The organism is Mycobacterium sp. NGS61, assembly GCF_059812325.1.
The window spans coordinates 97,144-109,770 of record NZ_JCALCL010000008.1; the positions used below are offsets into that span (position 1 = coordinate 97,144).

The 12,627-nt window shown below is 61.2% G+C and carries 10 protein-coding genes; 4 read left to right on the forward strand and 6 right to left on the reverse strand.

The window, feature by feature from the left end:
• Positions 1–136 precede the first annotated feature (136 nt).
• The 3 genes from AC5Y3Z_RS17525 to AC5Y3Z_RS17535 are packed head-to-tail and all read right to left on the reverse strand — an operon-like array spanning position 137 to position 2,141.
• Positions 137–1,315, reverse strand: a complete 1,179-nt coding sequence (locus AC5Y3Z_RS17525; RefSeq protein ID WP_463829071.1) for an NAD(P)/FAD-dependent oxidoreductase — start codon at positions 1,313–1,315, stop codon at positions 137–139.
• Positions 1,316–1,343: 28 nt separating this feature from the next.
• Complete coding sequence (locus tag AC5Y3Z_RS17530) at positions 1,344–1,502, reverse strand: DUF8730 family Cys-rich protein (RefSeq protein WP_499918666.1); 159 nt, start codon at positions 1,500–1,502, stop codon at positions 1,344–1,346.
• Between the two features lie 24 nt (positions 1,503–1,526).
• Complete coding sequence (locus AC5Y3Z_RS17535) at positions 1,527–2,141, reverse strand: mycothiol-dependent nitroreductase Rv2466c family protein (protein ID WP_463829072.1); 615 nt, start codon at positions 2,139–2,141, stop codon at positions 1,527–1,529.
• Between the two features lie 834 nt (positions 2,142–2,975).
• Here AC5Y3Z_RS17535 and AC5Y3Z_RS17540 point away from each other — a divergent pair.
• Positions 2,976–4,007: a TQO small subunit DoxD gene (locus tag AC5Y3Z_RS17540; RefSeq protein WP_463829073.1), complete on the forward strand. Its 1,032-nt coding sequence runs from the start codon at positions 2,976–2,978 to the stop codon at positions 4,005–4,007.
• 210 nt (positions 4,008–4,217) lie between these two features.
• Here AC5Y3Z_RS17540 and ctaD read toward each other — a convergent pair whose 3' ends face one another.
• On the reverse strand, positions 4,218–5,963 hold the full coding sequence (gene ctaD / locus AC5Y3Z_RS17545; protein ID WP_463829074.1) for an aa3-type cytochrome oxidase subunit I: 1,746 nt from the start codon (positions 5,961–5,963) through the stop codon (positions 4,218–4,220).
• A 794-nt stretch (positions 5,964–6,757) separates the two neighbouring features.
• Between ctaD and AC5Y3Z_RS17550 the strand changes: the two genes are divergently transcribed.
• The 3 genes from AC5Y3Z_RS17550 to AC5Y3Z_RS17560 all read left to right on the forward strand — a co-directional run bounded on the left by AC5Y3Z_RS17550 (position 6,758) and on the right by AC5Y3Z_RS17560 (position 10,472).
• The gene (locus tag AC5Y3Z_RS17550; protein WP_463829075.1) at positions 6,758–7,189 is read left to right on the forward strand and encodes an MmpS family transport accessory protein; all 432 of its coding nucleotides are present in this window, start codon (positions 6,758–6,760) and stop codon (positions 7,187–7,189) included.
• A gap of 29 nt (positions 7,190–7,218) precedes the next feature.
• Positions 7,219–10,071, forward strand: coding sequence for an MMPL/RND family transporter (locus tag AC5Y3Z_RS17555; protein WP_463829076.1), 2,853 nt, complete (start codon positions 7,219–7,221; stop codon positions 10,069–10,071).
• A 152-nt stretch (positions 10,072–10,223) separates the two neighbouring features.
• Entirely contained in the window at positions 10,224–10,472 is a 249-nt protein-coding gene (locus AC5Y3Z_RS17560; RefSeq protein ID WP_463829077.1) for a metal-sensitive transcriptional regulator, read from the forward strand.
• Positions 10,473–10,862: 390 nt separating this feature from the next.
• On the opposite strand, the gene AC5Y3Z_RS17565 is transcribed toward AC5Y3Z_RS17560, so the two are convergent.
• On the reverse strand, positions 10,863–11,300 hold the full coding sequence (locus tag AC5Y3Z_RS17565; RefSeq protein WP_463828032.1) for a hypothetical protein: 438 nt from the start codon (positions 11,298–11,300) through the stop codon (positions 10,863–10,865).
• Between the two features lie 56 nt (positions 11,301–11,356).
• Entirely contained in the window at positions 11,357–12,421 is a 1,065-nt protein-coding gene (locus AC5Y3Z_RS17570) for a site-specific integrase (RefSeq protein WP_463828033.1), read from the reverse strand.
• Between the last annotated feature and the right edge of the window lie 206 nt (positions 12,422–12,627).

Sequence of the window (12,627 nt, forward strand, 5' to 3'; positions counted from 1 at the left end):
CCTTTCGGATCGATTGCCGGGATCAACTGAATGCCTCTGCCGTTGTGGCGGCTAGCCGAAGTCCTCAGCGTCTATCCTTCCCCAAGGTCATCGGCACCGCTGTAGCAGCGCAAAGGTGTTTGGACGCGATCGTCGGTCAGTTTGCCTGTGAGTGAACGTCTTCCCATTCAGCGCGCCAGTCGCGTTCTTCGTTTTGTTTGTCGTGGTGCAGCTTTGGCGATGGCTGACTGAGGTGTATGGCGGGGTGGGGCATGGTGAAGAAATCGCCGCTCCCGAGGGCTGATTCGCCGTTGCCTGTGTCGATGTAGCAGTACCCCTCGCCGGAAAGTTGGGTGTGGGTGTCGGTCTTGCCCAGGTGCCGCAGTGCGTTGGCCGCAGCGGCTTTGGCGCCGTTTTTGGCGAAGATCGCGGCTTTGGGCAGCGGTCTGCCGGACGGGGAGGTGATGGCGGTCGTGTCGCCGATCGCGAAGATGCCGGAGTGCTTGGTCTCCATGGTGGTTGCGTCGACACTGATCCACTCTGAACCGTCCAAGGCCACGGCGGGTTCGTGCGGGGGCACGAACACCAGTAAGTCGAAAGAGGTAGTGACACCGTTCTCGAAGTGGATCTCCTGGTCGTCGGCGTCGATGCGGGCGACGGTATGTTCACCGAAAAACTCGATGTCATGCTCATTGAGCAGGCCGATCAGTTCGGGCCCGGCGAACGGTCCCGCTGACGGCATCGGGTGCTTTTCGGGGCTGTAGACTGAAATCTCTGTAACGTCACGGGATCCGTTGTCGCGCAGTAGATCTGACGCGAGAAGCGACCCTTCGTACGGTGCGACGGGGCACCGGTAGGGTTGCGAGGTCACCAGGAAGACCAGCTTTCCGCCGGAGAATGCCTGCAGTGCTAAGTGAGCTTGCGCGGCCGCCTCGGCGCTGTAGTAGTGCACCGCTGAACCAGAGTCGACTGCGGCGCGCAGTCCGGGGATGTTGTCGATGGCGTTGCGCGCGCCCGTCGCGATAACCAGGGCGTCAAAACCAAGCTCGGTCTTGTCGGCGAGTGTCACGGTTCGTGCCGCCGGGTCGATGGCACGAACCGTCCCAGTGACCCGATGGGCTCCGGCTAATGCCGTGGCGCTGGGTGTGATCGGGACGCTGTCGCGATCACGCCACCCACGCATCACCCACGGAAGGGTGAATCCCAGGAAATGCGAGAAGTCTTCATCGACCACCGTGACGGCGAGATCATCGAGGCTGACACCCGATTCAGCGAGTTCTTTGATGACGCTCAGACCACCGATACCGGCGCCGAGAATGAGTAGTTCTTTTGTCATGCCGTTTCCTTCCGTCTTTCCTGCTCGCCTATCGGATGCGAGTCCTTAATGGCTGCGCTGCGCCGTCGTCGGGGTGACCGCCACACCACTGCGCTGGATCCACCGCCCGTTTGACTGCTGCCACGTGCCGGCCGCATCCCGCCCAGGTCGTCTTGCCGCAAACACGGCAGCGTACGGGGTAACTCACGGCGATGGCCCGTCTCGGACGCTGCTAGTGCGTACGAGGACGGTTGAGTTGGCTGAATTCCGGTGCGCGCACCAACGTGGCAACGGCGTCGAACACAGCCAGCGTCTCGTCGGCGGCGGGAACGGCGGTGAAGACCGGCCCAAAAACGGTGCGGCCATCGATCGTGACCAGAGGACTGCCGCCGGTGTCCCCGAGCGCGTCCTGACTGCGCTGGTGGGACTTTGCGACTGCAGCATCGAGGGAGGAATCGCTCAGTGCTGCCACGCTGACATCTTGGGCACCGACCACCCGCAGGACATAATCGACGAGGTCTTCGTCCAGTGCCGCTGAGTGATCAAAGTACCGCTGGGCGAAGGCGAAGTACGCCTTGCTCATAACGTCGGATCCGAGTTCGTGCTGTAGCGCGGTCATGAGTCGCCCGACTTGTTGTGAGTCGTTCATGCGAGCCTGCTGCGGTGGCGGCAGTTCTTGGCCCGAATTGAGAATGGCGAGATTCATGAATTGCCAATCAATGTCAAATCCAGCCTTCTCGGCGGCGGCGGTCAGCCAACGAGCCGTTTTCCAGGAAAACGGACACACCGGGTCCAGCCATAGAGTGACCGTGTTCGTGCTCCGATCGGGTACCTGTATCTCGGTCAATGTTGCTCCCTCCTAGGACTTCCATTTCGCACTGATCCGTCTATTGCGGCGCTTAACGTCCCCTCGCCCTCAAGGCCATTGCCTAGCGCTTTCCGTGTGCGCGGGAAGTCAGCCCGCGGATCTCCACCTACGTCGGCGCGACCCCCTTGACGGCGACCCGATCTGCGCTTCGTCCTACGCGGCACCTCGGTGTTCACCGAGAAAAGGTGACAGTAGGTCGATTTTGCTCTCGCGCGGTCGTCATATGCTCGGGTCACGGCTATCTTCGCCTAGTTAGAGGGCTAATCACGGCTACCTACCAAATACCATACCCCCTAGTGTATCGGGCCGATCGGCGAGTGCTCGTTGACGGCATTGATTGGAGCGGCCGGCGCCTAGCGCAACGCCACGGTGGGCCGCGATGGCGGGCGGGCTCGGGTGCAGCGGTCCTGAATTGCATGGGAGAACTCGACGAGTCGCTTTGGATGCGACAGGTGTCAGCCTCGGCCTCAGGGGCAACATCTCGGCGTTTGGGACCGGTCTTGATGCGGTGTTCCGTCAATGACTATGCGCTGCAAGCGTTTCAGGCTATCGCTTTCCCGGGGGTGCACGAAGGGGTTCGGTCAGATGAATCGCCTTCGCGCGCGGGGCTAAGCCGGGGTGAGCGAACGCCTGCGGTATGCCGATGCGTCGCGTTCCGGTGTCTGGGTTACCGTGGGGGCGGGTCACCGGCGGCGGTGACTGCAGCCGATACCGGTCAGCCGCCGCTGTGCTGATGGGCGGGTCTGACGGGTGTGATCGGTATCCAGTGGCTGTTGCCGTCTCGGCCCTGTGTCGCCTGCGAAAGGGTATGCAATGCGTGACGAAGATGGACCTGCCGTGCGGTTGATCACGCGGGAGTTGTCGCCGGCTCTGGTGGTGCTGCCGCTGCGGCTCGTTGTCGGCTGGACGTATTTTTCTGCCTTTTGGCGCCGGGTGGTACTGGCCGACAAGCTAGATCCGCACTCGGTCGGTTATGTTGGCGAGAAGTTCAATAATTTCCTGCCTCAGGCAATGGTGATCAAGCCGGTTATCCATTGGCTGGTCATGCATCCCGACATCCTCAAGTGGTCCATGATCGGCTTCACGATGATGGAATCAGTGGTCGGTTTGTGTCTCATGGTTGGGCTTTTCACGAGGGCGGCGAGCGTGAGCGCTCTACTTCTAGCGCTGGGAATTCTGCTGGGCGCCGGATGGTTGGGGACGACCTGCCTGGATGAATGGCAGATCGGAATTCTGGGACTGGCGTCCGGATCGGCGCTGTTTTTCAGCGGTGGTGGCCTCTATTCGATCGACGCGGTGTTGCGGCACAAGAATCTTCGACTCACACGAAGCCGATGGTTCACCCGGCTGGGCTCCGGAGAGATGACCATTGGTAAATCGGCCGTCATCGCTGTCGCAGCGGTAGTGTTCGCCGTGGCGCTGATCACCAACCAATACTTTCACGGCGGCGTGTACGGGCCCTTGCGCAACAAATCGGTCAAGCCTGTGGTCGAGATCTCTGAGGCGATTATGGCGCAGGATTCTTTGCGGTTCACTGTTTATCGAACCGAGGGCGTCGATGTGTACGGCTCATTTTTGGTTAGTGTCGCTATCCTCGACGGTGATAAGACAATCTACAAAATTGCTGGACCTCAGTTGAGTGAACTTCCCGCCAACAACATCGTCAACTATCACGTGGCGAAGGTTCGAACGGGAACGTGCGGCCTCGTCATACCCTTGGGCGCCAAGGCGCAGATACTGATGAAGACCGGCAGCATAGCTGCCGACCCGAACCACCATTACACGCTACTGCTCACCGACGTCAGCGGCGTCCGCTGGCAACAGCAGATCACGGACAGTTTCTAACTTCGTTCGAACGCGATTGCGTTCGGCTACCGGTGCCCGTGGACGCGACTGCGCCTGAAACGGGAACCGAGGAAAACATCGCGCCTCACCACTTATGTCTTCTGCTTGCGTTTGGCGCGAACACCAGAACTGGTCGTCAGTACCGGCCGATGGTTACAGGCTGCCCCGCCCCTGCAGTTCGTTGCAAGTGGCGGCGTAGGCACTGAGACGTTAACTGCGCACTTCGACATCGTCGATGCGGGTCACATCGTGGCCCTCGTGGCCGTGAGCGCGGCCTACATGGGATTCGGCGCGCATCCGTTCGACCATGTGCGGGTAATGCAACTCGAACGCCGGGCGCTCTGACCGAATCCGGGGCAATTCGGTGAAGTTGTGCCGCGGCGGCGGGCAGCTGGTCGCCCACTCTAGCGAATTGCCGTAACCCCACGGGTCATCGACTGTCACCACCTCGCCGTAGCGCCAGCTCTTAAAGACATTCCAGACGAACGGAAACATCGACGCGCCCAAGATGAAGGCGCCGATAGTCGAGACGAGGTTGAGTACCTGAAAGTTATCGGTGGGCAGATAGTCGGCGTAGCGACGCGGCATACCCATGTCTCCGAGCCAGTGCTGAACCAGGAACGTGGTGTTGAACCCGATGAACGTTAGCCAGAAGTGCACTTTGCCTAGCCGCTCGTCGAGCAACCGGCCGGTCATTTTCGGGAACCAAAAGTAAGTGCCGGCGTAGGTGGCGAACACGATGGTGCCGAACAGCACGTAGTGGAAGTGGGCGACGACGAAGTAGCTGTCGGTGACGTGGAAATCCAATGGCGGGCTGGCCAGCAGTACACCGGTCAGACCGCCCAGCAGGAAAGTTACCAAGAAGCCGCAGGAGAACAGCATGGGTGTTTCGAACGTCAGCTGACCCTTCCACATCGTGCCGATCCAGTTGAAGAACTTGATTCCGGTCGGCACCGCGATCAGGTACGTCATGAACGAGAAGAAGGGCAGCAGCACCGCGCCGGTGGCGAACATGTGGTGCGCCCACACTGCGACCGACAGCGCCGCGATCGACAACGTGGCATAGACCAGGGTGGTGTAGCCGAAGATCGGCTTGCGCGCGAACACCGGAAAAATCTCTGTGGCGATCCCGAAGAACGGCAAAGCTACGATGTAGACCTCGGGGTGCCCGAAGAACCAGAACAGGTGCTGCCACAACAGAACTCCGCCGTTAGCCGGGTCATAAATGTGTGCACCGAGGTGCCGGTCGGCGGCCAGCCCAAACAACGCCGCCGTCAACAGCGGAAACGCGATCAACACCAGGATGGAGGTCACCAGGATGTTCCAGGTGAAGATCGGCATCCGGAACATCGTCATGCCGGGTGCCCGCATGCACACCACCGTGGTGATCATATTGACCGCCCCGAGGATGGTGCCCAAACCGGCGACAATCAGACCGGCAACCCATAGGTCCCCCCCAACTCCGGGCGAGTGGATGGCGTCGCTGAGCGGGGTGTACGCGGTCCAACCGAACTCGGCCGCGCCCCCCGGAGTGACGAAGCCCGCAATGGCGATCAACGCTCCAAATAAGAACAGCCAAAACGAAAAAGCGTTGAGCCGTGGGAAGGCGACGTCCGGCGCACCGATCTGCAGCGGCAGCACCAGGTTGGCAAACCCAAACACGATCGGAGTCGCATAGAGCAACAGCATGATCGTCCCATGCATGGTGAACAACTGGTTGTACTGCTCATTTGATAGGAACTGCAGGCCGGGGGCGGCCAGCTCCGCGCGCATCAGCAACGCCAGCAGCCCGCCGAGGAAGAACATGCCGAAGCAGGTAACGACATACATAATGCCGATCAGCTTGTGATCGGTCGTCGTGATCAGCTTGTAGACCAAGTTCCCCTTGGGCCCCAGTCGTGCGGGGTAGGGTCGACTGGCGACCAACGGGGGCGTTCGGGGTTCTGCAATAGACATGGCGATCAAGATTCCCTGGCTCATCGGCCCCAAACATCTGGCCGCACTGTCAAAACGTCACGAGAAGTCGTCCCGAACCATTTCCGTGATTGGCGGTGCGCGTCGACGAAACCGGTGACCAGGACTGCTTCCTTATGCCGCCGACGCTATTATGACTGTATACCCCGGCGGGTACCGTGACGCAATGCAACGGAAGCGAGAGGAATTCCTCCGTGACCGATGGACAGGACACCCGCATCAGGACTCAAATCCGCGGCGCCGCATCCGCTGCTTCCACGAGGACGTTGGCGGTATCGCCGGGATCAGTTAGGACGACCATCTTGCAGGCTTGAGGCCTAGTTCGGCGAGAAGATGGAAAGTCATCTGATCCTGGGTGCCTGCAATCCCCGTTGGCGGGCCTCAGCTTGTCGATGCACCGATGGGAAGTCTTGTCTACTAAGACGATCGCGGGATGTAATGAGCCATATGCGCGGCGGGTGGATTCCCACGGACTGAATATGTGATACGCGATCCCGGCTTGGATGCGGTCACATTTGTGAGCAGCAATTTGTTGATTTGTTGCTGACTTCATCTCCATGTGTCACGATGTACCCGTACCCGTACCCGTACCCGTACCCGTACCCGTACCCGCGAGCCGGTGAGTACCAGGCAAGGCCGATCCGCGCATACTCAGCCACAGGACGGGGTGCGTGCGCGGGGCGCTCCGTCGGGTGCAGTGCGTCCGCGACTCGTGAGCCGGTAACGCTCCGATTGCCGCGCACCGCGTTGGCCGACAAGTGAAGGGATTGCGCTTCTTGCTGAAATCTCTGAGGAAGCTGTGGGTGCCGCTGATTGTCCTGATTGCGTTGACTATTGGCGGGGTGTCGGTTGATCGGCTGCGCGGAGTGTTTGGCTCGGATGAGATCTTTTCTGCTACTGCCAGCAGCGCCGGACCGCTCGAAGCCTCGCATGTCAAACAGGTGGTATACGAGGTGTACGGACCTGGTGGAACTGCGGGAAGCATCAGCTATCTGAATAGGGACGCCCAGCCGAAACAAGCGTCGTTCACGGGTTTGCCGTGGTCATTTACGGTCACGACGACAGTGCCTGCGGTGATCGCTAGTTTGGTGGCTCAAGGCGATGGCGACGAAATCGGTTGCCGCATCACTGTCGACGGTGTCGTCAAGGACGAGCAATCTTCGACTGGACACCACGCGCAAACCTCCTGTTTGGTCAAGGCCGCGTGAGCACCGACACCGAGGGCCGTCCGGCATTCATGCGGTTCGTGCGGGCATTCGCCGTGCCGATACTGATCGCGTGGCTGCTGCTGACCGTCGCCTTGAATGTGCTTGTGCCGCCAATTGAGTCGGTGGCACGAAACCATGCGGTGACCATGTCCCCCCAAGACGCGCCCGCGATGATCGCCGCGAAACGTATTGGCGCGCAGTTCCACGAGTCGAATTCCGACAGCATCGCCATGATCGTCCTGGAAAGCGATCAACAACTCGGTGAGGCGGCGCATCGGTACTACGAGCGACTGGTCAATAGGCTGCGAGCCGACTCCAAGCACGTGCAGCACGTGCAGAACGTGTGGGGAGATCCGCTCACGGCCGCGGGCGTGCAGAGTCGCGACGGCAAAGCGGCTTACGTTCAAGTCAATCTCGCCGGTAACCAGGGCAGCACGTTGGGCAACGAATCCGTCAAAGCGGCACGGGAGATCATCGATGCGTCCCGGCCTCCGAGTGGTCTCAAGGTGTACCTCACTGGTCCAGCAGCGCTGAGTACGGACATGAATGAAGCCGCCGACAAGAGCATGCTGACCATGATGGGTGTGACCGGCGTCGTCATCATGATCATGCTGTTCCTGGCCTATCGCTCAGTCAGCACAGTGCTGTTGGTACTGCTCATGGTCGGTTTCGAGATGGGCACGGCCAGAGGGCTCGTCGCGCTCCTGGGCAACTACGATCTGTTGGGGTTTTCGACGTTCGTCGTGGCCATGCTGTCCTCGCTGGCGATCGCGGCGGGAACCGACTACGCCATCTTCCTGATCGGCCGTTATCAGGAGGCCCGCCAGGCCGGGCAGGATCGAGAAGCCGCCTACTACGCGATGTTCCGCGGGACCTGGCATATCATCCTGGGCTCGGGGCTCACGATCGCCGGGGCCACCTTCTGCCTACACCTGGCGCGACTCTCGTACTTCAAAGCACTCGGCATCCCGTCAGCCCTCGGACTGCTCGTCGTCGTCGTGGGAGCGCTCACCGCCGCGCCGGCCGTCGTCGCAGTGGCCGGCCGTTTCGGTTGGCTCGACCCCAAGCGGGCGGTGAAAGTCAGCGGCTGGCGGCGGATCGGGACCGCCACGGTGCGCTGGCCGGCCCCGGTGTTCGCCGCGTCACTGGTCATCGCCGTGGTCGGCATTTTGATCATGCCGAGCATGAAAATCAGCTACAACGACCGCTTCTATATCCCGGACACGCTGCCCTCCAGCGTCGGATATGCAGCCGCAGAGCGCCATTTCAGCGCCGCAACAATGAATCCCGACATACTGATGGTCGAAAGCGATCACGACATGCGCACCACCGGCGACATGATCATCCTGGACCGGATCGCCAAGGAAGTGTTCCGCTCACCGGGTATCGCCATGGTGCAAAGCATCACCCGACCCCTCGGTGGTCCCGTCCAGCACACGTCGATACCGTTCCAGATCAGCGCTCAATCAATTCCCATCCGCGAGAACCTGCAATTCATGCGCGACCGGGCCGCCGACATGCTCACCATGGGCGATGATCTCGGCGCCATGGTCACCTCGATGCAGAAAATCTATGCCGTGATGCGCGAGATGGCCACCACAACCCACCACATGCTCGGCGACATGGGTCAGATGAAAGCCACACTCGACGAAATCCGGAATCACCTCGCGGATTTCGACGACGTCGCGCGACCATTCCGGAGCTATCTGTACTTCGAACAGCACTGCTTCAACATCCCTGTCTGCTGGGGAGCCCGATCGGTGTTCGACGCGATCGACGGCGTCGACACATTCAGCAGCAACATGAACGCGTTGTTGAAAGACGTGGGGAATATCGATGCGCTCCTGCCGCAGCTGCTGCAGCAATTCCCGCCGATCATCGCCGTCGCACAATCGATGCGGGGCAGTCTGCTCACCATGCACAGCAGCTTCTCGGGCCTCGTCGAGCAGATCTCGCGGATGACAGACACAGCCAGTGCGATGGGCGAAGCGTTCGACTCCGCCAGAAGCGGCGACTACTTCTACCTGCCGCCGGAAGCCTTCACCAACGCCGATTTCCAGCGCGGCCTTCAGCTCTTCCTGTCACCGGACGGCAAAGCGGCGCGTTTCATCATCACTCACGACACCGACCCCGCCACACCGGCAGGCATCGACTCCGTCATCCCCGAACTCGACGCCGCACACCAAGCCGTTAAGGGAACCGCACTCACCGACGCAAAGTTCTACCTCGCCGGCACCGCCGCCATCTACCGAGACATCCAGTCGGGATCCCAATACGACCTACTGATCGTCGGAATCGCCGCCATGACACTTATTTTCATCGTGATGATAATTATCACCCGCGCCCTCGTGGCCTCACTGGTGATCGTCGGCACCGTCCTGTTGTCGCTGGGTGCCGCATTCGGACTGTCGGTCCTGGTCTGGCAACACCTGTTCGGTCTGGAATTGAACTGGATCGCACCAGTATTCGGCATGATCATCCTGCTCGCGGTCGGTTCGGACTACAACCTGCTCCTCGTGTCACGATTCCAAGAAGAAATCGGCGCAGGACTCAAGACCGGCATCATCCGCTCCATGGGGGAGACCGGAGGAGTCGTCACCGCGGCAGGCCTAGTGTTTGCGTTCACCATGATGTCCATGGTCGCCAGCGACCTGCGCTCAATTGGCCAGGCCGGCAGCACCATCGGCCTCGGTCTGTTGTTCGACACCCTCATCGTGCGCTCCCTGATGACGCCATCAATCGCAGCCCTCCTCGGACGTTGGTTCTGGTGGCCCCAAAGAGTGCGACCCCGACCCGTCAGTCCCTTCTCGTCGGATCATCGAGCGGCGCCACATGGTTCGCGCATTGGCACTAGTCGACAAATCGCCCCAGCAACGACCTAGGCCCATTAAGCGTTGGGGGCGACTTCACAGTGTTACTACACTCAACCTGCTTGTCCTCGCCAGGTCGTAACGCGCAAGGCCATACCCCCCCGGGTAGAATGGGTGATTACGCCGACCCTCATGGAGGACAAGTGATCGACGACATCGACCGTATGAACGATGTGCTCAGTAGATTGCGGCGCGCTCACGGCCAGCTTGGCGGCGTCATCACCATGATCGAGCAAGGGCGCGACTGCAAAGACGTGGTCACGCAACTCGCCGCAGTGTCGCGTGCGCTCGACCGCGCCGGCTTCAAAATCGTCGCCTCGGGTATGCGGCAATGCATCACCAACAAAGGGTCGGGGACTCAACCCCCCCTTACCGAAGACGAACTTGAGAAACTCTTTCTGTCACTGGCCTAGAAATATTCCGACCGGTTGTTTTCAGCCGCCGAGTGCGTATCGTCCTGCAGAGGCGAACTGCGGATTCCTCGGTTCTTGTTTTCGTCACCATCGATAATGGCCTTCGCGTCGTGTCGCGCGAGTGTTCGTAGTGCGGTCTGACAATGTCCAAGCGAAGGACTAGCTGTCGCAGGATAGCCGGCTAGTCAGCGGCGGAGTACCAACCCGACCTCTAGCTTCTGCATTAGGCGCACAATGTTCGCGGTAGAGGAATCGTGTCCTAACTTTCACAACGAATAGCGCACGTCCGGAATACGCGCACTCCGCCAGTAGCGTGCCAGCACACCGTCTTCACACCGGCGCGCGGGCCCCAGTGCCGATCACTGAATCTCGATGGGCGTTGAAACCCGGTCAGCAGGAAGTGCGGACGTAAATGTGCCGGCCGTGCTGGACGGCCTGGCGGAACAGCGGCTGCAGCAGCGCCATCACCTCCGCGAGCTCGCCGGCGGTGACTTGTCCGGCGAACTCTTCGATCTGCGACCAAGGCTGCAGTGCGGCGCCGAGTTGCTCGGGGCCGGCGGCCGCGATCAACGCGGTGGTGTTATCGGCGATCCGGTCGACGAACACGTTCCACGGCTCGTCGTCGTGGGCAACGACAACGCCGTGGTCGGGACGGTCCATCAACTGCGAGGTCGTTGTCTCGTGGCCAGACGAATTCATCAGCAGGGCTTCAAGACTGACTAACTCAGTGATCGGACACATCCCGATGACCCCGCGCTCAGCCGAGCCGAGCAGCAACGCCCCCTGCTCATCATCATCGCGCACGAAATATTCATGGACGACTCCCACAGAAACGCAGCCTATCTCCCCAACTGACCAGTGGGGCGCTGCGGTCCTTCGGCGAGCTAACGCTCATCCCCGGATGGGGGAGCGGCGTCGACGAGCTGATACAGCGGGTTTACTGCTGCAGCGGAACGGGTTTCGGCCCCTGCGGCGCTGACGTAGCGCTGGGATGTGGCCATGGATTCGTGTCCGAGAAGCCGCATGAGGGTGTAGACGCTGATGTTGGTGTTGGCCAGCTCGGTGGCGTAGGTGTGGCGCAGGGCGTGCACGAGGGCGCCGGGATTGCGGTGAGCGTCCGGGCCGGCCAATTTGAATGCGCGCAGGATCCGGTATTGCAGTTCCCCGCGAGTGATTCGTTGTCCGTTGACGCCGACGAACAGCGGTGCTGTGGCAGGCCAGCGGCGCAGAACCGGAACGTCGCCGGCCTGCCGGCGGCGGGTGGTGGCGGGGAATCGAGCGCCGCGACTGCCCAGGTAGTCACCTAAGACGTCGAGCAGCGCTGCTTCGATCGGGATAGCGCGGTCCTTATTACCCTTGCCGCGCACGTGGATCACCCCACCCTGGTCGGCGAGGCGGACATCGCCGATGTTGGCGGCGCGCAATTCGCCGGCGCGAAGACCCGTGAGCAGGGTGGTCAAAATGAGGGCGCGGTCGCGTTCGGGCCATTCGTTGCGCAGTTTCGTCTCACCGTGGTCGGCGACGGCATCTACGAGGGCCTTGGCGGCCGCGGCGGGAAGTGACTTCGGGAGATTTTTGGCGACCTTGGGTCTGCCCACGAATTGCATCGGGTTGGCCTCGAGGAGCTCGGCGGTAAACAGATAGCTGCACAGCGTGTTCCACGTCGACCAGCAGCGCCGGATAGACGCCGCCTCACGGGAGGCGGCGAACACCGCGAAGGCCTGGCGCATCGAGTCTTTGGTGATCGCGGCACAGTCCAGCGCGCCCAGGTGTTCGGGGCCGCCGGCCAACACGACGGCGATCGCATCGAAATCACGCCGATACGCCGCCACGGTGTGCGGCGAGGGCTTACGGGTGCTCCGGTCAGCCAGAAACGCACGAAACCACTCCGGGCGGTCGGCGTCAGTGCGGACCGGCGGACCTGGCGAGGGTAATTCAGCGGGTGACATAGTTCATGCATAATAGCGGTTATGCATGAGCTTCCTGCCGAATAGGGCCGGTCGATCGCTACATCGACCGGTCCCATCGCGGTCCGGCTGCCCTACACCGCGTTGACCGAACTGTGGCGTACCTCGTCGGCGGCGGCGGCGAAACGAACTGATCTCTGGCCTCGCCTACTCGACGGTTCCTTTCGGTCTTCCCGGACCACGCGCGT